Below are 19,822 nucleotides of genomic sequence, written 5' to 3'. Positions count from 1 at the left end.
GGTGCAGATCCGCTCGTTCAGCCAGCCCGCGCCCGACCGCCGACCGCCGGCGGTGAACGAGGATCTCGTCCTGACCGGACCCGACTTCGTGGTCGTCCTCGACGGTGCCACCGCACCGCGAGGCGTCGACTCCGGCTGCCGGCACACGGTGGCCTGGCTGGTCGGTCAACTGGGCGCTCAGCTCGTCGTACCTCTGCTGTCTCGCTCGACTGCGCCGCTGCCGGACCTGCTCGCCGAGGCGATCGCGGCGGTCTGCGCCGGCCACGCCGACAGCTGTGACCTCGACAACCCGGACAGCCCCTCGTCCACCGTCGCGATGGTCCGGGTGGGCGTGGACACCGTCGAACACCTCGTCCTGGCTGACTCGCCCGTCGTGATGAGGTCGGCCGGCGGACAGGTGTCCGTGCACAGCGACGATCGAATCGATCTGTTGCCCGAGTACACCCTTGACGCGGTCCGACGGCTGCGAAACCAGCCCGGCGGCTTCTGGGTCGCGAGCACCCAGCCCAAGGCTGCCTACGAGGCGGTCGCCGGTACGACGGACCGCGCAGACGTCGAGGCGATCGCCGTACTGTCCGACGGTGCGGCCCGGTACGTCGAACGCTACGGCCACACCTGGGACGACCTGCTCGACGTCCTCAGCGCGGACGGACCCCGCGAACTCGCCGAGCGGGTCTGGGCCTACGACGCGGATGCGCCGGCGGCGAGCTTCCGCGGCAAGCGGTACGACGACGCAACCGCCGTCCTCGCCTACCCCTGATACGGGCGGTACGACGGGAACGTCGGGCCGGGCTGGTTGTAGCGCGGCGCGTACTGCGGCGGCTCGGGTGGCGCAACAGTCGGCGGCGGCATCGTCGACTGGTCGTGCTGCCACCGGGTGACGCGAAGCAGGAGCAAAGAGGCGGCGACGCCGGCCGCGATCAGGAGCACGGTCGCCACGGTGAAGGCGATGTTGACGCTCAGCGCGACCCGGACCATGAAGTCCTGCAGGTCGTAGATGTCGACGTAGTCGCCGGTCTGGTCCGCAGTGTCGGCCGCATCGACCAGGCGCACGATCCAGACGATGAACGCGATGACCGCGAACCCGGTGCCGCCGACCACGATCACCCAGAACCCGGTCCACGTCGCCCACCAGCCGTAGAGCAGCGCCCGAATCGGGCCGCGCCGGGACACACCGTGCTCCGACGGCGGCTCGCTCGCGGCGGTGACGTCCTGGACGATCTGCAGCGGGTACCAGAACTGCACCACCGGGCAGAACCACGACCCGACGACCCAGCCGTTCGCATGCCGGTGCAGCTGCCCCTGCTGCTCGCGGGGCTGCGGGGCGAACGGTGAGTGCAGGAAGTCCGCGTTCTCCCGCGCCTGCCACAGCCAGATCAGGAACGCGATCGCCGTCCCCATCAGCAGGTAGCTGACCAGGTTGAGCAGCGGCCCGGTGCCCGCGATCGAGCTGACCGCCCGGTCGAGCTCCTCCTCGGACAGCAACCCGTACACGAATCGCTTGACCTCGTCGTACGAGCTCCACATCAGCGCGGTCTGGATCACCGCGCCGACCGCGGTCAGCCCCATCAGCGCGATGCTGACCAGCGCGATCTTCCGCAACGGCCGGTACCGCGGCGGCACGGGCTGACTCGGCACAGGTTGATACGGCCCTGGTCGATGCGGCACCGGATACGGCTGCCGGAACGGCTGCGGACCACCAGGCCCCGGGTACGGCTGCGTCACCTCTTCACCCCCTCGCAGCCAAGTTAACCCAGCCCTGGGAGCGTTCAACCCGTTATCCACAGGCCGAGGTCAGACGCCGGCGAACGCCTCCCGGACCGCCGGCATCGCCAGCTCGCGGTCCGCGGCCGACAACCCGATCCGCGTCCGCCGATCCAGTACGTCGTCCGCGGTCAGCGCACCCTCATGCCGTACGGCGAACAGCAGCTCTGCAAACGTGGTCCGCAACCCCGGCGCGATCGGCTCCAGTAACGACGGCGCTCCTGCGATCACGTCCGGCGCCTCGACGCCGTACCGTTGGACGAAGCGTGACGGCGCCCGCACGGCAGCCAACCGCACGCGGTCAGCCGCGCCCACGAGCGGAATCCGGTGCGTCAAGCAGGGCCGCCGTACCGCGAGGGTGGACTGCTGCAGCGCCTTGTCGAGCGTGTCCTGCGCCATCCGCCGGTACGTCGTCAGCTTCCCGCCGACGATCGTCACCAGCCCGTCGGCGCTCGTGATCACCGCGTGCCGACGGGAGATGTCCGCGGTCTTGTCCTCGCCCTTGTGGTGACCGGTGTCGAGCAGTGGCCGCAGGCCGGCGTACGTCCCCAGCAGGTCGGACCGCGTCAGCGGCACCTGCACGGCCGAGCTGATCGTGGACAGCAGGAAGTCGATCTCGGCATCGGTCGCATGCGGCACGTCGCTGACCGGTCCGGGGGCCTCCTCGTCGGTCAGCCCGACGTACACCCGGTCGTCCGGCGCCGGGATCGCCATCACGACGCGCCGCAGCTGACCAGGCACCGGAACGGTCAGTACGGCGGACAGCCCGCCGAACGCCGACTGCGGCAGCACCAGATGGGTCCCCCGACTCGGCCGGAGCTTGATCTCCGAGGCGACCTGGTCGGCCCAGATCCCGGCCGCGTTGATCACAACCGACGCGTCGACCTGCAGCCGCTGTCCGGTCAGTTGGTCGACCAGTACGGCGCCTCGCCCGGTGACGTCGGTGGCTGCGACCCGGGTCAGCACGCGAGCGCCGTACTGCGCTGCTGTCCGCGCAATCGCGACCACCAGGCGGGCGTCGTCGTACAACTGCCCGTCCCAGGTCAGGAAGCCGCCGCGCATGCCGTCCGGACGCAGCGTCGGCGCGTAACGGAGGATCTCGGCCGAGCTGACCCGGCGCGAGTGTGGCAGGTAGTCGTCACTGGTCCGCGCGAACGTGCGCAGGACGTCGCCGCCGAGGAACGCGCCCCGCAGCATCGCGGCCTGGGCCAACCTTGCCTGTGGCAACCACGGAGCGACCTGCGGCACCGGGTGGACCAGGTGCGGCGCGGTCGTCTTCATCAGGATGCCGCGCTCGACTGCGCTCTCGTACGCGATGCCGACGTGGCCGGAGGCCAGGTACCGCAGCCCGCCGTGCACCAGCTTCGAGCTCCACCGGCTGGTGCCGAACGCAAGGTCGTGCTTCTCCACCAGGGCAACGGTCAGGCCGCGCGCGGCCGCGTCCAGGGCAACACCTGCACCGGTGACTCCGCCGCCGATGACCAGCACGTCGACCTTGCCGACCGTGTCCAGCCACTCCAGCTCGCGGGTCCGGCGCGCCGCGTTCAGGCTGGCGTTGCCCACGCTGATCATGGCGTCAGGTACCTGGTGAGCATCACCCGCAGCTCGTCATCGAGATGCGGGTACTCGTCCTTGGAGGCCATCACCGGCCCGGACACGGCCGAGGCCAGCGAGACGAGAATGATCTGCCGGGCGAGCCAGACCGGGTCGCCGGACCGGATCGAGCCGTCGGCCTGGCCGGCCTTGATGCCCTCCTCGACCAGCGCGAGGTGCGCGACCGTGCTGCTGCCGCGGCGCTCCAGCAGGTACGGCGTGAGGAACTCCGGGTCGAGCTCGATGATCTTGCGCATCAGCGGGTGCACGCGGGTCTTGGCGACCACCTCGACCACGCCCTCGACCAGCCGGGACCGGCCGTCCACCGCGTCGGGCTGGAACGCGGACATCAGCGCGGTGGTCCACTCCCGGGTCATCAGCGCGGCGACCACGGCCTGCACGTTCGGCCAGCGCCGGTAGAGGGTCGCGCGGGAGACCTCGGCGTGCCGGGCGATGTCGGCCATCGTCATCCGGCGCATCCCGATCGCGAGCAGCAGCTCGTAGGACGCGTCCAGGATCCGCTCCTCGCCGATCGCGTTGGCGGGCGTTGGACGCGCACTGGTCTCGGACGCTGTTTCCTGAGCCGACTCGCTGCTACGCTGAGACATCACACGTCAGAGTGTATCAGCGACTGTGGCGTCCGGGAACTGTCCGTGGCAGGTGGGAGCCAGGGGGTCGCACCTGCCACGGACGCTACCCCTCCAGCCCAGCGATCGGGAGATCAGAATGACCGAGTCGGACCTGCCGGTGGTGCATCTCACGCCGGGCCGCTGGGGCGACCCCGACCGCCGCGTCGAGCTCCCGGCTGCGGCCGTCGACGCGCTGAAGCATCTCGGCGTACGGCGACCCGCTTCGGCACCCGTGGATCCGGAATACCGGCCCGGCCTGACGACCGGGCAACTGCACTTCCTGGCCACGATCGTCGGCGAAGATCACGTCACGACCGACCTGGACTCCCGCTGGGCGCACACTCGCGGCTACTCGACTCCGGACCTGCTCAGGCATCGCGCGGGCGACACCACCGACATGCCCGACGCTGTCGTCTACCCCGGCTCGCACGACGAGGTGCAGGCCCTGCTCGCCGCCTGCTCCGAGGAAGACTTGGCCGTCGTCCCCTACTCAGGTGGTACGTCGGTCGTCGGCGGCCTGGCTGCCGACCGGAGCTTCATCACGGTCGACCTGCGCCGGCTCGACCAACTCGTGGCGATCGACGAGATCTCGCGTACGGCGACATTGCAGGCAGGCGTCCGTGGTCCGGCCGCGGAGGCGTTGCTGGCCGAGCGCGGGTACACCCTCGGGCACTTTCCACAGTCCTACGAGGGCGCGTCGATCGGTGGGTACGCGGCGGCGCGGTCGAGTGGGCAGTCGTCGGCGGGCTACGGGCGGTTCGACCAGATGGTGGTCGGGCTGACGCTCGCGACTCCGCGCGGGACCGTGGAGCTCGGCCGGGCGCCGATGTCCGCGGCCGGTCCGGACCTGCGGCAGTTGGTGCTCGGGTCGGAAGGCGCGTTCGGGATCATCACGTCGGTCGTCGTACGGATCCGGCCGCGGCCGGCCGAGCGGCACTTCGAGGGCTGGCGGTTCGAGAACTTCGAGGCCGGGCTGGCCGCGATCCGGCGATTGGCGCAGGACGGGCCGTTGCCGACCGTGCTGCGGTTGTCGGACGAGGCGGAGACGGCGGTGAACCTGGCCGATCCGGATGTGCTGGGTGGCGGGTCGGGCGGCGTGCTCGCGATCGTCGGGTTCGATGGGCCGTACAACGCGGCGACGGCTGAGGCGCTGACCGCGGCCGGTGGGCAGAACTTGGGTGAGGGTCCGGGTGAGACCTGGCGCGTGGGGCGGTACCGGGCGCCGTACCTGCGGGATCCGTTGCTGGACGAGGGCGCGCTGGTGGAGACGCTCGAGACGGCGGCGTTCTGGTCGAAGCTGCCGGGGCTGAAGGCTGCGGTGACCGAGGCGCTGGTGAAGTCGCTGACCGAGCAAGGCACGCCGCCGCTCGTGCTCTGCCATGTGTCGCATGTCTACGAGACCGGTGCGTCGCTGTACTTCACGGTGATCTCGGCGCAGACAGACGATCCGGTCGCGCAGTGGCGTACGGCGAAGGCCGCCGCCAGCCAGGCGATCGCAGCGGCCGGCGGCACGATCAGTCATCACCACGGCGTCGGCACCGACCATCGGACTGCCTATGCGGAGGAGATCGGACCGCTCGCAGTCGAAGCTTTGCAGGCGGTCAAAAGGGTGCTCGACCCGGACAACGTGATGAATCCGGGGATTCTCTTGACCTCAAGTTGACTTGAAGTATGACGGTTGGTGGCATGACTCCTGAAGCATCCAACCGTCCTGTCGCTCTCATCACCGGCGCGTCCGCCGGTCTCGGGCTGGCGCTCGCGCACGGGCTGGCCGACCGCGGGTGGGCCCTGGTGATCGACGCCCGCGGCGCCGACGCCCTCAAGGACGCCGCCGACGCGCTGGCCGGCCGCACCGACGTCGTACCGCTGGCCGGCGACGTCACCGATCCCGAGCACCGTGCCGATCTGGTCGACGCGGTGATCGAGCTCGGCGGCCGACTCGACCTGCTGGTCAACAACGCGAGCTACCTCGGCCCGAGTCCGCTGCAGCCGCTCGGACAGGCCGACCTCAACGAGCTGCGACGCGTGTACGAGGTCGACGTGATCGCACCGATCGCACTCACCCAGGCACTGCTCCCTGAACTCACCGCAGCATCCGGTGTGCTGCTCAACATCAGCTCCGACGCGGCAGTCGAGGCGTACGAAGGCTGGGGCGGCTACGGCTCCGCGAAGGCCGCTCTCGACCACGCCACCGCAGTCCTGGCCGCCGAGCACCCGTCGCTGGCCGTCTACGCCGTCGACCCGGGTGACCTTCGTACGGCGATGCACCAGGCTGCGTTCCCGGGTGAGGACATCTCGGACCGGCCCGAGCCGGCGACCGTCGTACCGGCGTTCCTGCAGCTGCTCGACAGCCGTCCCAAGAGTGGCCGGTACCGAGCGGCCGAGTTCGCGCCGGCGGTGACGTCGTGAGGGTGCACCCCCACACGAGGTTCGTCCTGCCCGACTCGCTGAACGCCACCGAACCACCCGAGGCGAGAGGTCTGTCCCGGGACCAGGTGAAGCTGCTGGTCGCGGAGGGGTCGACCGTCACGCACACCCGGTTCGACCGGATCGGTGAGCACCTGCGACCCGGTGACCTCCTGCTGGTGAACACGTCCGGCACGCTGCCCGCCGCAGTCGACGGCTCGTGGATCACCGGCTCTGGTGTGGCGCCTGTCGTGGTTCACTTCTCCACTGCACTCGACGACGGCACCTGGGTCGTCGAGCTGCGCAACGGCGGCGCACCGATGTTCGGCGGCACGTCCGGCGACCAGGTGGAGCTGCCGGAGGGCGTGCTGACGTTGCTGGCGCCGTACCAGCCGGACTCCACGCGGCTGTGGCGAGCCAAGCCGCCAGTACCCGACGTGGTGGGCTATCTGCAGCGGCACGGCCGGCCGATCACCTACAAGTACGTCGGCCGGCGTTGGCCGCTTGCGTCGTACCAGACTGTCTTCGCACGCGAGCCTGGAAGCGCGGAGATGCCCAGTGCGGCGCGGCCGTTCAGCTTCGAGCTGGTCAGTCACCTCGCGTCGGAAGGCGTACTGATCGCGCCGATCCTGCTGCACTGCGGTGTGTCCTCGCTGGACAGCCACGAACCACCGTTGCCCGAGCGGTACGACGTACCGGCGCACACGGCTCGGTTGGTGAACTGGGTGAAGGCCAACGGCGGCCGGGTGATCGCAGTGGGGACCACTGCAGTGCGAGCAGTCGAGTCAGCGGTCACCGCCGACGGCTCGGTCACCGCCTCGCACGGCTGGACCGACCTTGTCCTCGGCCCGGACCACCCGGTCCGCGTCGTCGACGGCCTCGTCACCGGCATGCACGCGCCCGAAGCCTCGCACCTGCTCCTGCTGGAGTCGGTCGTAGGCGGCGACACCGTCCAACGCGCCTACGACGCGGCCCTCAACCGGAGCTACCTCTGGCACGAATTCGGCGACACCTGCCTGCTGCTGCGCTGACGAGCAGTGGTGGTGCTCATTGCCTGGCCGTGCTCGCTTGTCTACCGCACGTGGACTCATCGGGATGTCCTTACCAAGTTGGTCCCCCGTCGGGACGTCACCTGGTACGACGAGCGGTGGGCGCGGTGGTGATGGGCGTTCACCGAAACGATCAGGAATTGTGGCCTAGGCCATTTAAGATTCAACGGGCGTCGATGTGCTCGGGGTCGAGCAGGTCGGGGGTGATGAAGCTGTGCGGGAAGCCGAGCTCGAACGCGGTCGCGGACTCCAGGCGTCGTACGGCGTCCGCGGGCAGGGCGAGGTCGATCGCGGCCAGGTTGTCCGCCAGTTGCTCGACCGAGCTCGCCCCGGCCAACGGGTGGACGGCGCGCGAGTGCACTCGGGTCCACGCAAGCGCCACCTGTGACGGCGTGACGTCCAACTCCTTCGCGACCTCTTGTACTGCGGCCAGCACAGCCCGCTCGCGCTCGTCGGCATCGGGGCCGGCGGGTTTGGCGAGCTTGCCGTGGGCAAGAGGCGCCCAGGCGGCGACGGTCATGCCGAACGCTTCCGCCATCGGCAGCAGTTCGCGCTCGATGTCGCGTTGCAGCAGGCTGTACGGCACCTGCAGCCCGGCGAACCCGGACCAGTCCCGCCACTCGGCCAGCGTGTTGCCGCGAGCAACGAGCCAGGCGGGTGCGTCGGAGATCCCGGCGTACAGGATCTTGCCGGCCCGGACCGCGTCGTCGAGTGCGCGCAGCGTCTCCTCGATCGGGGTGTGTCGCTCCCAGTAGTGCACCCAATAGATGTCGAGGTAGTCGGTGCGCAGCCGGCGCAGGCTGGACTCGAGCGCGAGCCGGAGGTTCTTCCGGTGGTTGCCAGTGGCATTGATGTCGGTCCGGTCCCGGGACAGCGTGTACTTCGAGGCGAGCACGAAGCGGTCCCGGCGGCCGGCCAGGATCTCGCCGACGATGTCCTCGCTCGCGCCGTACGCGTCGGCGGTGTCGATCATGTTCCCGCCCGCGTCGGCGTACCGGTCGACGATCGGCTGGGCCTGGTCGACGGAGTGGAACCGCATCGCGCCGAGGAAGAGCTCGGACACGCGCAGACCGGTAGGCCCGAACAGCCGGTACCGCATCAGCCGACACACCCGTACAGAAAGGAGTCCACGCCGGTGATCTCGTCGGGGGTCATGTCCGGGCTTTGTTCTTGCGGCGGCGCTTGGTGTCTTGGAGGAAGAGCCAGGCGACGACTGCGCCGACGACGAAGCCGCCGAGGTGGCCTTGCCAGGAGATGTTCGGCAGCAGGACCGAGATGACTGCGGTGACGGCGACGTACCCGAGGATCCAGGTGACGTCCATGCCGCGGGCGCGGCTGATCACCAGCAGCGCGCCGACCAGGCCGAGGACGGCGCCGGACGCGCCGAGGGTCGCCGACACCGGAGCGGCGAGGAACCAGACCGCGACGCTGCCGCCGAGCGCGGACAGCACGTACAGCAGGATGAACCGGGTCCGGCCGAGCATCTGCTCCAGCGGCGGACCGACCTGGTAAAGCATGAACAGGTTCGCGAAGATGTGGAAGATCTGCACGTGGGTGAAGGCCGACGTGAGCAGCCGCCACGGCTCCGACTCCACGAGCACCGGGACCATCACCAGGTCGTTGACGATCCGGCTGCTGCCCGCGCGCACCGCGATGAACACCAGGATGTTGATCGCCAGGATCGTGATCGTGACGACCTGCGGGTTCCCGCGCTGGATACCGCCCAGCGACGTCCGGGTCCGCGGCACCGACTTCACGCCGTCGGCGAAGCAGTTCGGGCACTGGAAACCGACCGCGGCACTCTTCATGCACTCCGGGCAGATCGGCTTGTCACAGCGCTGGCACCGAACCCCGGCGGGCCGATCCGGGTGCCGGTAGCAGACGGTCTCGGTCACGACGGGCGGTCCTTCCCCAGAGTGTCGGCGCGGGCCGGGCTGTGCTGGCACACGGCCCGGCCCGCAGAGAAGAATCAGGCGTTGCGGCGCTCGACGACGACGGCGTTGATCACGATCGGCTCGATCGGCCGGTCGCCCGGCGCGGTCTTCGCGGTCGCGATCGCGTCGACGACCTTCTTCGACTCGTCGTCGACGACCTCGCCGAAGATCGTGTGCTTGCGGTTCAGGTGCGGGGTCGGGACCACGGTGACGAAGAACTGGGAGCCGTTCGTGCCCTTGCCGAACTGGATGCCGGCGTTCGCCATCGCCAGCAGGTACGGGCGGTCGAACTTGAGCTCCGGGTGGATCTCGTCGTCGAAGGCGTAGCCCGGGCTGCCGGTGCCGGTGCCGAGCGGGCAGCCGCCCTGGATCATGAAGCCGTCGATCACCCGGTGGAAGGTCAGGCCGTCGTAGAACTTGGCGTTGCTCGGCTGACCGGTCTGCGGGTCCGTCCACTCCTTGGTGCCCTCGGCCAGGCCGACGAAGTTGCTCACCGTCTTCGGCGCGTGATCGGGGAACAGCCTGATGACGACGTCACCCTTCGTCGTCTGCAGGGTCGCGTACAGCTCTTCGGCCACGGGAGTCACTCCTATTCGTTACGGCTTACGTCATCGATCCTGTCATGCGCCCCCAAGCAAACCCCCACCGACCGCCCGAAAAGCACGACCATCCACTCCGCTCTGAGGCTCGAGGGTCAGGGGGCCTGGGGTTGCGGTGGGGGTGGGTGGGCACCGGGGGCTCAGTGGGATGGATCGTTACAAGCTGCCTGGCTGGATGCTCGGGAGCGGGTTTGTCGGCTGGGTACGTCGTACGATGCAGACGAAGCCGGATTTGTCCAGAGTCGTATCAGTTGCGTCCATACCGCCGATGGGCCAGATGGCTGCCCACCGAGGCGGGCGGCACCGAGGAGGGAACCGTGGGTTTGTCGAAGTCCAAGGGCCGGGTCGAGACCGCGAAGGATCGGGTCCGGCCGCTTGCCGAGTCCGCGTCGGAGAAGATCGGTCCGGCTGTGGGCACCGCACGGGAGAAGGTGTCGCCGTACGCCGAGAAGGCCGTCGAGCGCGGCGCGCACTACGCCGGAGTCGCGGTGGAGAAGGCGAGCCCGGTGATCGACGACGCGCTGGCCAAGGTCGGCCCGGCCACCGAGCACGCGGCCGAGAAGGCCCGCGAGCGGTTCAACGATGACGTGCTGCCGAAGGTGACCGCGGCGCTCGCGTCGCTGGCGGCCGCCGCCGAGCCGGTCGTCGAGGAGACCTCGCGCCGGGGCAGGGCCACCAAGGCCGCGCTCAAGGGTGAGCTCGACGTACCGAGGAAGAAGAGCCACCGCGTCCGCAAGGTCGTGCTGTTCCTGGGCTTCGGCGCCCTGGCCGCGGCGGCCGTGAAGAAGCTGCTGACCCCGCCGGAGCCGGCCTGGCAGTCGACCCCGACCAGCGGCCGCGACTACAGCTCCGCCCCCGCCGGTACGACGTCGCGCCCGAGCGAGACCCGGACCGAGTCGAAGCCGGACGCCAAGGCCGAGTCGAACGGCAAGACCGACGCCCCGAAGGCGGAGTCGGCCACGACCGAGACCGCCAAGGAGGACGCGGACGCCGAGGTGAACGCGGCCGCCAACGGCGCCGCGAAGAAGACCACCCCGCGGAAGACGAGCAACCCGAAGCCGTCCGACACCTGACCGGACAGCAGCATCCGGCCGCCGGGTGACCGGCGACTGCATGTTCCGACCACCGCAACGGCGAAGGCCGCGACCCCCGGAAGGGGGTTCGCGGCCTTCGTTTGCCTTCGACGTCGCCTTGCGCGAACGACGCCGGACGAGAATCGGCTCAGTTCAGGTTCTGCTGGGTGTTCTCGTCGTCTTCGGGCTGCGGCTTGGCGATCGTGTAGCGGCCTGCCGACAGCAGTTGGGTGGCGTACCGGTGCGTGATGCACGGGTAGGTGCCGCCGCAGTGCTGGCAGACGGCGTCGTTGCGGTGCAGCCAGGGAACGATCTTGAACCGCTTGACCCAGGTCAGCGGCTCGCGGTCGGGTGCGTGCAGTTTCAGGGCCGAGCGGGCAGCACTCTGGATCTCGGGTGCGGACCAGTCCTCGGCGCTCTTGTCCATCAGGGCGCTCAGGTCGGGGTGGAGGTGTGCGGTCGAGCGAGTTCTGTTCATTTATGCGTCTTCCGGGGGGCAGGGAGGTACGCGGGCCAAAACGCCACAGGTGAAGCGCCCGCTTCAAACGTGACGATGTGATCGCTGTTAGCGACCTTAGCCCGCCAGTAGCCCACCGGACGGCTTCGCACGCGTCGCCACGGTGTCAGATCTTCGTCAGGTTTCACAGCGTGCTGGTGGGGACACCTTTTCGCTTCCGGACGCGCATCAGCTCCAGAGCGTCTCGAGCGTGATCCGCGCCTCGAGCTCGAGCAGGTGCCGTTTCAGCGGGATGCCGCCGCCGAAGCCGACCATCTTGCCGCCGGCGCCGACGACCCGGTGGCAGGGCACCACGACCGCGATCGGGTTCCGGTTGCAGGCGGTGCCGACGGCCCGGGCCGCGCCCGCGTCCCCGACGATCTTCGCGACCTCGCCGTACGTCTGCATCTCGCCGTACGGGATCCGGCTCAGCTGGGCCCAGACGGCGCGCTCGAACTCGGAGCCGCCGCGCACCGACAGCGGGACGGTGAACTCCTTGAGCTCGCCGGCGAAGTACGCCTTCAGTTGCTCGGCGGTCTCGGTCAGCAGCGGGTCCGGCTCCAGGTGCCGGTCGACCCGCCCGAAGTTCAGCCGGCACAGCCCGGCGTCGTCGACGGCCAGGGACAGGTCGCCGATGGGTGAGTCGATGACGGACCAGCGCATACCCTCATCCTGCCGCCCCGCACCGACACTTTCTGGCCGTTTCGCGACATCGACCGCGGCCGACACCAAGCTAGGGCGTCGGACACGCCCTCCTCCAACACCTGTTGTTCTCGCCTGGTCACGCCGTGTTGTGCTATTTGTGACACATGTCGACCCAGCCGCCGCTGGACCGCTGGTTCAGCTCCGAGCGGGCGATGGGCCTGGCCGCGTCGATCCTGATCGGGGTCGTCACCGTGTCGACCTGGGCGACCGCATGGTCCGACTGGTACTCGTACCAGACGGTGAAGCAGTACGGCGACGACCCGGACCAGTTGGCCGAGGCGGACCTGATCTCCGGCTCGCTCGGGATCGTTGCCGCGCTCGCCCTGCTGGCGGCCGCGGCGGTGTTCGTCGTGTGGCTGTGGCGGGTCCGGTGGAACGCGGAGATGTTCTGCCGCGGCGAGCACCGGTTCACCCGCGGCTGGGTGCTCGGCAGCTGGATCTGCCCGGTGGTGAACCTCTGGTACCCCAAGCAGGTGGTCGACGACATCGTCGCCGCCAGCGACCCGCGGACGCCGCCGCACACCGCGACCTTGCGCGGCATCCCGGGCACCCGGCTGGTCTGGGCCTGGTGGCTCACCTGGGTGGTCGGCCTGGTCACCGGCAACATCGTCCAGCGCGGGGTGATCGGCGGTGCGACCGAGCTCCCCGACCTGCGGACGAACGTCGTACTGTCCACGATCTCGGCGTTGTTCACCACCGCGGCGGCCGTGCTGGCGGTGATCCTGATCCAGCGGATCGACGAGCTGCAGACGAACCGGGCCTGGGTGCCGTGGTGGTCGATCGGCGAGTCGCAGCCCGGCTTCCAACCCCCTGCGAGGTAAACCAAACCGTCACGCACTGTCCGATCCGTCGTTACAAGTGGTGATGGGCGGACGAAAAGAACACGTTAAGTCGACACCCTCCGTGCTGGACCCGGCTCCACACGGGTACTTACTTCGTGGTATCAATGTGGCTCGGTCATGCGGGGGCAGGATTTGGCCGAAACGCCGAACAGACGGAGTTCCAGCAACGCGAGGGACGAACGTGAGCCACCCGCAGCCAGCAGTACTGTCTGCTGTCCAGAACCATGAAGAAGATTGGCAGCCGCACGCAGCTGAAGAGTTCCAGCAGGTCGGGACGGTCGGAAAGATCGCCATCGGACTCCTGGGCGCGTCGACCCTCACCCATCTGCTCTCCACCTGGTCGGACTGGAACACGTATTCCGTCGTCAACCGCTACCTGGGCGGGATGCCGAACGTCGACGACGCGGACCTGAACCGCGCCGACGCGATCGCCAAGGTCACCGCGGTGCCCAACGTGGTCATCTCGGTCGCCGCCGCGGTCGTCTTCGTCATCTGGCTCTGGCGGGCCCGGGTCAACTCCGAGGTGTTCTGCCAGGCCGACCATCGCCGCAGCCATGGCTGGGTGCTCGCCAGCTGGTTCTGTCCCGGACCCAATCTCTGGTACCCCAAGCAGATCGTCGACGACGTCTGGTTGGCCAGCGATCCGAAGACCCCTGTGTACACCGACGACCTGCGCCGGTTCAGGACTCCCGCCCTCACGTCCGTGTGGTGGGTGACCTGGATCGGCGCACTCGCGTTCGACGTGGTGGTCCGCCGCTTCCTGATGTGGATGGAGGCGACCGTCGGGTCGCTGCGCGGCATCGCCCTGGCCGGTACGGCGTCCCTCGTGCTGACCGCGGTCTCCGCGATCGCCGCGACGATGGTGATCCGCAAGATCAACGCGATGCAGACCAGCCGCGAGTGGGTCCCGTGGTGGGACCAGCGCGAGCCGAAGCTGACCGCCGTACCGACGTACGCGAACGACGACACCGACGAGCAGCCTGCGATCCACGAGCCGATCGCCAACAGCCCGGCCCGCGCTACGGCGCCCGCACTGCGGCTCGAGCGGCAGCCGGAGCTGCAGATGGCCGGCGGCGGTCCCGCTCCGGCCCCGGCTGCCAGCCCGTTCGCCCCCGCTCCTGCCCCCGCCGCCGGTTTCCCGGGCGACGGTGCGGCGGCCGGTGGCTTCTCCGGTGGTGGCAACCCGTTCGGTGGTGCGCCCGCGGCGCCCGCGGCCTTCGGTGGTGACGCGCCGGTCGAGGAGGCGCCGAAGTGGAGCCCGTTCGCGCCGGTCGTGCAGAGCTGGCAGGACGACGACAAGGACGACGCCGGTCCCGCGACCGAGCAGTTCGACGCTGTCACCGCGTGGCAGGAAGAGAAGAAGCCCGAAGAGACCAGCTACGAGCGGACCAGCTGGAGCGACTACCTCAGCAACACCGAGGACCCGCTGTCGACGTCGGCGTCGAGCAGCAGTTGGCTGAACGAGGCGCCGCCGCTGACCGTGGTCGAGCCGGAGCCGTACTCCTACCAGCCCCCGGCCGCGGAGTACCAGCAACCGGCCGCCGAGTACCAGCAGCCAGCCGCGCAGTATCAGCAGCCGGTCGCGGAGTACCAGCAGCCAGCCGCCGAATACCAGCCGCAGCCGCAGGCCGAGTACCAGCCGCAGGAGCAGTACCAGCCTCAGCCGCAGCAGCAGTTCCAGCCCGAGTACCAGCCGCAGCCCGAGGCGCCGTCCTGGGCGAGCAACTACTCCGAGACCTACTCGTACGAGTCGACCTCCGACTACCTGACGTCGACCTCCCCCGTGGAGGCCGACCCCACCCCCGCACCCGAGCCTGAGCCCGCGCCTGTTGCGCGCGCCGGCCGCCGGGCCGCTCGGGTCGCGGTGGACAGCCCGTCGGCGATCCAGCCCGCTGCCTCGCGCTCGCACGAGGTGGCGCCGGCGCAGAGCCACGAGGTCTACGGACCGTCGTCGCACAGCTCGTCGCCGGTGTCGGCGTCCTCCGGCTACTACGAGCCGGCTCCGGTCGTCACGCCCCAGCAGGACGACTTCCTGACGCCGTCCAAGCCGCTGCCGACCGTCCCGTCGTACGGTCCGGAGCCGTCGTACACCCCCGCTTCGGACGACAGCCACTACAGCTCGTACGACGACCAGTCCGCGAGCTACCAGTCGTCGTTCGAGTCCGGTTCGGACTACGCGTCGTACGGTCAGTCGGACTACTCGAACGGCAACAGCTACGAGTCCACCGACTACGGCTACTCGTCCTCGTCTGCCAGCGACTACTCCAGCGGCAACGGCTACGAGTCGGCGTCGTACGACTCCTACAGCCCGACGTCGTACAGCGGGTCGGAGTACAGCAACGTCCAGCCGTCGTACGACAGCTACAACCAGAGCTACGCGTCGGAGTCGTCGTACAGCTCGACGGACTACAGCGGCAGCTACTACTCGCAGCCCGAGCAGCAGCAGCCGGAGTACCAGCAGCAGTCGCCGTACTCGTACGAGCAGCCGCAGGCCCCGGAGCACCAGGAGCAGGCCGACCAGACCAGCACCACTCCGCGCACCCACCCGCGCCGCCGCTGGGTCTGATCGAATAGGCCGTATGACTTTCGCCTTCTCCACGCTCGGCTGCCCCGGAGCGTCTCTCGACCATGTCCTGGAACTTGCCAAAAGCAACGACATTTCCGGCCTGGAGCTGCGGGCCGCGGACGAGGAGTTCACGAACACCGGCCTGACCGCGGCCGAGCGGCGTGAGCTGCGGACCCGGATCGAGGACGCCGGCCTGGAGATCCTCGCGGTCAGCAGCTACGTGAGGCTCTGCGCGGTTGAGGAGCAGCCGCTCGACGCGCACCTCGAGCTCGCCGCCGACCTCGGCGCCCGCGGCGTCCGGGTCTTCCCCGGCGACCCTGATCCCAGCGCTGCACAGGGTACGGCGGACTCGCCGAGCGCCGGCGAGATCCGCGCCCTCGACCGGGTCACGAGCGCACCGCGAGACAGCCAGATCCTGCTGGAGACGCACGACTCACACTCGGCCGGCCGCAAGATGGCCGGGCTGCTCACGCTGCTCGACTCCGATGTCCCCTGCCACAACACGAAGGTCATCTGGGACAGCGCCCACACCTGGAGCCACGGTGAGACCCCGGCGGAGTCGTTCGAGCTGCTGAAGCCGTGGCTGGAGTTCGTCCAGATCAAGGAGTCGGACTCGCAGCAGAAGCACCGCCCGGTCGCGATCGGGACCGGCGACTTCCCGATCCAGGACCTGCTCGGCGCCCTCGACGGCCAGGACTACCCACTGTCCCTCGAGTGGGAGCTCAAGTGGCACCCCCACCTCCCGCCCCTGGAGGAAGCTCTCCCCGCCACGCAGCGCTGGATCAGCCCAGCGGCGCAGTGAGGTAGCGAGTCAGGGTCGGGCCGAGTACGGCCGCCAGTTGGTCGTGCGTCAGTGCGGAGACCGGGCCGAGCTCGAGGATGTAGCGGCAGAGGGCGAGGCCGAGGGTCTGGGTGGCGATCAGCCCGGCACGGACTGCGGGCTCGTCGACCTTCAACTCGCGCAGGGTGGGGGCGAGTTGCGCGGCGAACAGCTCCCGCATCCGCTCGGCCGCTGACTCGTTCGTGACCGCTGCCCGCAGCAACGCGCGGAGCGTGTCGTCGCCCTCCCAGCGGGTCAGGAAGTGCCGGATCAGCGCCTCCCCCAGCTCGTCCCGCGATACGCCGCCGAGGTCGGGCAACCGCAGGTCGAACTCGGCCGCTGCGGCGAACAGCTTCTCCTTGTTGCCGTAGTACCGCATCACCATCGCCGGGTCGATCGCCGCGTCGGCCGCGATCGCCCGGATCGTGGCCCGCTCGTACCCGTCCGCGCCGAACCGCTCCCGCGCCGCCGCGAGGATCGCCGCCCGGGTCCGGTCCGACTTCCGCTCCGCCATACCAACAGCATATGCCAACACTTGTTGACTTTTGCTGCCGGCGCTCCTAGAGTAAAAGTCAACAAGCGTTGATAAATACGGAAGGGGCGACGATGACTCCGAAGAGTGTCGAGGTCGTAGTGGTGGGCGGGGGCCCGGTCGGGCTCGCGGCGGCAACCGGGCTGCGGTTGCGCGGACATTCCGTGGTGGTGGTCGACAAGCAGGCCGAGGGCTCGAACACCTCGCGCGCCTCGGTCATCCACGCCCGGACCCTGGAGATGCTCGAGCGGATCGGCGTCACCAAGCGCCTGGTCGAGCTCGGCCTGGAGTTGCAGGACTTCGCGATCCGCGACGGCGACCGCCGCCTCGTCCCGGTCAGCTTCCGCGACCTGCCCACGGACTACCCGTTCACGCTGATGATCCCGCAGTGGCAGACCGAGCAGATCCTGCTCGAGCGCCTCGAAGAGCTCGGCGGGACCGTCCTTCGCCCGTACTCCGCCACCGGCCTGACGCAGTCCGCGGACGGCGCCGAGGTGACGCTGGACAACGGCGACGTGATCCAGGCGCAGTACGTCGTCGCCGCCGACGGCATGCACAGCACGATCCGCGAGCTGGCCGGGCTGCAGATGCCGGGCAACACCCTGCAGCTGAACTTCAGCCTGGTGGATGTCCGGGCCGACGGACTGCCGGCCGAGGAGGTCTCGCTGTCCTTCGCGACTGCTGGCTTGCTGGTGATCGCGCCGCTGCCGGACGGATCGTTCCGGCTGGTCGCGTCGGTGGACAAGGCGCCGGAGCACCCGGACCTCGCCTACGCCCAGCAGTTGCTGTCTGCTCGCGGACCGCGGAAGACCGCGCCGGTGGTGACCGAGGTGATCTGGGGCTCGCGGTTCCGGATCCACGAGCGGGTGGCGGAGAACTACCGCGCCGGACGTGTGCTGCTGGCCGGCGACGCCGCGCACACCCACAGCCCGGCCGGTGGCCAGGGCATGAACCTCGGCCTCCGCGACGCGATCGCTCTTGCTGAAGCGTTGTCCACAGCGATCGGTAACGGCGATGAATCGGAGCTCGACGCCTACGCTGCGACCAGTCGCACCGAGGCCCTCCGCGTCGTCGGGCTGGCGCATCGCCTGACCCGGCTGGCCAACGTTCCGCGACCGGTCCGTCCGCTGCGCAACGCCGTACTCGGGCTCGTCGGCAGGCTGAACAAGACGCAGAACGGCCTGGCCAAGCAGCTGGCCGGAATCCCCGACCGCTGATCGCAAAGGTCGTCCCTCGCTGAACCGCCGAGAGGCGCGGTCTTCTAGCCGGCGGTCGACTCTCGGATCTCCAATGTGTACGGCACGCTGAGGTCGCGACGTGCGGCCTCGGCATTGCCGGCGATGCGCTCCAGGAGCAGGCCGACCGCGTTCTCCGCCAGCCACTCCTTGTCCGGCGAGATCGTGGTCAATGACGGCGAGTGGTAGCGGCCGTCCTCGATGTCGTCGAACCCGACGACGGCGACATCGTCCGGCACCTTCAACCCAGCGTCGGCCAACGTGCGCAGGGCTCCGAGCGCGAGCAGGTCGTTGAAGCAGAACACGGCATCCGGCGGCTCGGGCAGCGCCAGCAGCTCGCGCATCGACGCCGCGCCGTCCGGCCGGTGGTACCCGGTCCCGGCCAGCTCCAGCGCCGGATCGTGCGGCAGCCCGGCGGCCTTCAACGCCTTCCGATACCCCTTCCGCCGTACGGCGCCGGTGCCGGCGCCACCGCCGACGCCGATGGCCGCGATCCGCCGCCGGCCGATCGACACCAGGTGCGTGGTCGCGTCGAAGGACGCCTGGACCGAGTCGACCGCGACGTGGTCGAAGGTGCCGCCGGCCGGCCGTTCGCCCAGCAGGACCAGGGGTTTCGCGGTTCCCGCCGTACCGATCTTGGCCGGAGCGGTGGTGATCGGGGAGAAGATGATGCCGTCGATCAACTGCCCGCGCATGCCGTCCAGGACCAGCTTCTCGGCCCCGGACTCGCCCTCGGTCTGGTCGATCAGCACGGTGATCCCGCGCTTCTTCGCGGCCCGGCTGATCGCCGCGCCCAGCTCCGCGAAGTACGGCGAGGCCATCTCCGGGATCGCCAGCGCGATGAAGTCCGACCGGCCCTTGCGCAGCGAACGGGCGCTCACGTTCGGCTTGTAGTCCAGCGCCGCGATCGCGGCCTCGACCTTCGCCCGGGTCTGCGAGGTGATGTGCGGATAGTCGTTGATGACGTTCGACACCGTCTTCACCGACACCCCGGCGCGGGCCGCCACATCACTCAGCCTGGTCGTCATCCGTACCTCCGTCTCACCCGGCTGTCACCCGGCCCGCTCACGTGGTCGACGAGCCCGAGTGTGCCACGGCCGGGACGAAACAGAACTCGTTGCCTTCCGGATCGGACAGCACGGTCCAGTGCGGCAGCTCCCGGACGACCGCCGCGCCGGCCTTGAGCAGCGACCGCAGGTCGTCGTCCGCACCGGTGACGTCGAGGTGGATCCGGCCGGCCGGCTTGAGCTCCTCGGCCGGCGTGATCCAGACGTGGAAGCCCTCCCGCGCGCCGAGCAGGACGGACTCGTCGTCCTCCAGCGAGTGCGAGGACAGCGACTTGACGTCGTCCGGATGGATGGGCAGGCCGGTGGCCAGGCTCCAGAACGGCGCGAGCAGGTACGGATCACGGCAGTGGATCACGACTGACTGGATTCTCGGCATGTCACTCAGTGTGCGGGGTCAAGGGCCCTGTCTGGCAATCCCCTGCCTACTGCGCGGCACTCGGCACGGCACCTCGGCGCACTGGAGCAAAGACCATGATGAAACCACATCGAGGCCTTCACTCCAGCACGCCGAG

At 69.4% G+C, this 19,822-nt stretch carries 20 protein-coding genes; 9 read left to right on the top strand and 11 right to left on the bottom strand.

Going from position 1 to position 19,822, the window contains the following annotated elements; genetic code table 11:
- Position 1 precedes the first annotated feature (1 nt).
- Entirely contained in the window at positions 2-760 is a 759-nt protein-coding gene (locus tag ACIBGM_RS38480; RefSeq protein ID WP_396388352.1) for a protein phosphatase 2C domain-containing protein, read from the top strand.
- Here the strand turns inward: ACIBGM_RS38480 and ACIBGM_RS38475 are convergent.
- The 3 genes from ACIBGM_RS38475 to ACIBGM_RS38465 form a co-directional block, all read right to left on the bottom strand.
- On the bottom strand, positions 751-1,725 hold the full coding sequence (locus tag ACIBGM_RS38475) for a DUF4328 domain-containing protein (protein ID WP_396388351.1): 975 nt from the start codon (positions 1,723-1,725) through the stop codon (positions 751-753). The two genes, ACIBGM_RS38480 and ACIBGM_RS38475, sit on opposite strands and share 10 nt — an antisense overlap.
- A 69-nt stretch (positions 1,726-1,794) precedes the next feature.
- A complete protein-coding gene (locus tag ACIBGM_RS38470; protein ID WP_396388350.1) occupies positions 1,795-3,336 on the bottom strand; it encodes a glycerol-3-phosphate dehydrogenase/oxidase in 1,542 nt (513 codons plus the stop codon).
- The gene (locus ACIBGM_RS38465) at positions 3,333-3,965 is read right to left on the bottom strand and encodes a TetR/AcrR family transcriptional regulator (RefSeq protein ID WP_396388348.1); all 633 of its coding nucleotides are present in this window, start codon (positions 3,963-3,965) and stop codon (positions 3,333-3,335) included. Before ACIBGM_RS38465 ends, ACIBGM_RS38470 begins: the two co-directional genes overlap by 4 nt.
- A gap of 118 nt (positions 3,966-4,083) precedes the next feature.
- Here ACIBGM_RS38465 and ACIBGM_RS38460 point away from each other — a divergent pair, with 118 nt between their 5' ends.
- From ACIBGM_RS38460 to ACIBGM_RS38450, 3 genes are read left to right on the top strand one after another with little or no spacing between them, the layout of a single operon-like run.
- Positions 4,084-5,649 (top strand): FAD-binding oxidoreductase, encoded by a 1,566-nt coding sequence (locus ACIBGM_RS38460; RefSeq protein WP_396388347.1) that lies wholly within the window; start codon positions 4,084-4,086, stop codon positions 5,647-5,649.
- A 23-nt stretch (positions 5,650-5,672) separates the two neighbouring features.
- The gene (locus ACIBGM_RS38455) at positions 5,673-6,395 is read left to right on the top strand and encodes an SDR family oxidoreductase (protein ID WP_360527905.1); all 723 of its coding nucleotides are present in this window, start codon (positions 5,673-5,675) and stop codon (positions 6,393-6,395) included.
- Positions 6,392-7,423 (top strand): S-adenosylmethionine:tRNA ribosyltransferase-isomerase, encoded by a 1,032-nt coding sequence (locus ACIBGM_RS38450; protein WP_396388345.1) that lies wholly within the window; start codon positions 6,392-6,394, stop codon positions 7,421-7,423. The genes ACIBGM_RS38455 and ACIBGM_RS38450 overlap by 4 nt, the downstream gene beginning before the upstream one ends.
- Positions 7,424-7,604: 181 nt before the next feature.
- Here ACIBGM_RS38450 and ACIBGM_RS38445 read toward each other — a convergent pair whose 3' ends face one another.
- The 3 genes from ACIBGM_RS38445 to ACIBGM_RS38435 form a co-directional block, all read right to left on the bottom strand.
- On the bottom strand, positions 7,605-8,540 hold the full coding sequence (locus tag ACIBGM_RS38445) for an aldo/keto reductase (protein ID WP_396388344.1): 936 nt from the start codon (positions 8,538-8,540) through the stop codon (positions 7,605-7,607).
- 52 nt (positions 8,541-8,592) lie between these two features.
- Positions 8,593-9,336, bottom strand: coding sequence for a rhomboid family intramembrane serine protease (locus ACIBGM_RS38440; protein WP_396388343.1), 744 nt, complete (start codon positions 9,334-9,336; stop codon positions 8,593-8,595).
- A gap of 74 nt (positions 9,337-9,410) precedes the next feature.
- The gene (locus ACIBGM_RS38435) at positions 9,411-9,953 is read right to left on the bottom strand and encodes a peptidylprolyl isomerase (protein ID WP_396388342.1); all 543 of its coding nucleotides are present in this window, start codon (positions 9,951-9,953) and stop codon (positions 9,411-9,413) included.
- Between the two features lie 338 nt (positions 9,954-10,291).
- Here ACIBGM_RS38435 and ACIBGM_RS38430 point away from each other — a divergent pair, with 338 nt between their 5' ends.
- Positions 10,292-11,047 (top strand): hypothetical protein, encoded by a 756-nt coding sequence (locus tag ACIBGM_RS38430; RefSeq protein WP_396388341.1) that lies wholly within the window; start codon positions 10,292-10,294, stop codon positions 11,045-11,047.
- A 148-nt stretch (positions 11,048-11,195) separates the two neighbouring features.
- Here the strand turns inward: ACIBGM_RS38430 and ACIBGM_RS38425 are convergent, their stop codons facing one another.
- Both ACIBGM_RS38425 and ACIBGM_RS38420 read right to left on the bottom strand, forming a co-directional pair.
- Positions 11,196-11,525: a hypothetical protein gene (locus tag ACIBGM_RS38425; protein ID WP_396388340.1), complete on the bottom strand. Its 330-nt coding sequence runs from the start codon at positions 11,523-11,525 to the stop codon at positions 11,196-11,198.
- Positions 11,526-11,732: 207 nt separating this feature from the next.
- A complete protein-coding gene (locus tag ACIBGM_RS38420) occupies positions 11,733-12,206 on the bottom strand; it encodes a methylated-DNA--[protein]-cysteine S-methyltransferase (protein ID WP_360527923.1) in 474 nt (157 codons plus the stop codon).
- Between the two features lie 146 nt (positions 12,207-12,352).
- Here ACIBGM_RS38420 and ACIBGM_RS38415 point away from each other — a divergent pair, with 146 nt between their 5' ends.
- From ACIBGM_RS38415 to ACIBGM_RS38405, 3 genes are all read left to right on the top strand, one after another.
- The gene (locus tag ACIBGM_RS38415; protein WP_396388339.1) at positions 12,353-13,069 is read left to right on the top strand and encodes a DUF4328 domain-containing protein; all 717 of its coding nucleotides are present in this window, start codon (positions 12,353-12,355) and stop codon (positions 13,067-13,069) included.
- Positions 13,070-13,271: 202 nt separating this feature from the next.
- A complete protein-coding gene (locus tag ACIBGM_RS38410; protein WP_396388338.1) occupies positions 13,272-15,656 on the top strand; it encodes a DUF4328 domain-containing protein in 2,385 nt (794 codons plus the stop codon).
- Between the two features lie 13 nt (positions 15,657-15,669).
- A complete protein-coding gene (locus ACIBGM_RS38405; RefSeq protein ID WP_396388337.1) occupies positions 15,670-16,458 on the top strand; it encodes a sugar phosphate isomerase/epimerase family protein in 789 nt (262 codons plus the stop codon).
- Here ACIBGM_RS38405 and ACIBGM_RS38400 read toward each other — a convergent pair.
- Positions 16,439-16,990, bottom strand: coding sequence for a TetR family transcriptional regulator (locus ACIBGM_RS38400; protein WP_396388336.1), 552 nt, complete (start codon positions 16,988-16,990; stop codon positions 16,439-16,441). The genes ACIBGM_RS38405 and ACIBGM_RS38400 overlap by 20 nt on opposite strands.
- 92 nt (positions 16,991-17,082) lie before the next feature.
- Between ACIBGM_RS38400 and ACIBGM_RS38395 the strand changes: the two genes are divergently transcribed.
- Positions 17,083-18,225: an FAD-dependent oxidoreductase gene (locus ACIBGM_RS38395; RefSeq protein ID WP_396388335.1), complete on the top strand. Its 1,143-nt coding sequence runs from the start codon at positions 17,083-17,085 to the stop codon at positions 18,223-18,225.
- 44 nt (positions 18,226-18,269) lie between these two features.
- Here the strand turns inward: ACIBGM_RS38395 and ACIBGM_RS38390 are convergent, their stop codons facing one another.
- Together ACIBGM_RS38390 and ACIBGM_RS38385 are read right to left on the bottom strand one after the other, a co-directional pair.
- Positions 18,270-19,271 carry a LacI family DNA-binding transcriptional regulator gene (locus ACIBGM_RS38390; protein WP_396388334.1) on the bottom strand — a complete coding sequence of 334 codons (1,002 nt, stop codon included), beginning with the start codon at positions 19,269-19,271 and terminating at the stop codon, positions 18,270-18,272.
- A gap of 37 nt (positions 19,272-19,308) precedes the next feature.
- A complete protein-coding gene (locus ACIBGM_RS38385; RefSeq protein ID WP_396388333.1) occupies positions 19,309-19,686 on the bottom strand; it encodes a VOC family protein in 378 nt (125 codons plus the stop codon).
- Between the last annotated feature and the right edge of the window lie 136 nt (positions 19,687-19,822).

Origin of the sequence: Kribbella sp. NPDC050470, from assembly GCF_044458365.1 — a bacterium.
In the GTDB taxonomy this organism is placed as follows: domain Bacteria; phylum Actinomycetota; class Actinomycetes; order Propionibacteriales; family Kribbellaceae; genus Kribbella.
The sequence above is the reverse complement of the archived record's forward strand: the minus strand, read 5'-3'. Positions and strand labels throughout refer to the sequence as shown.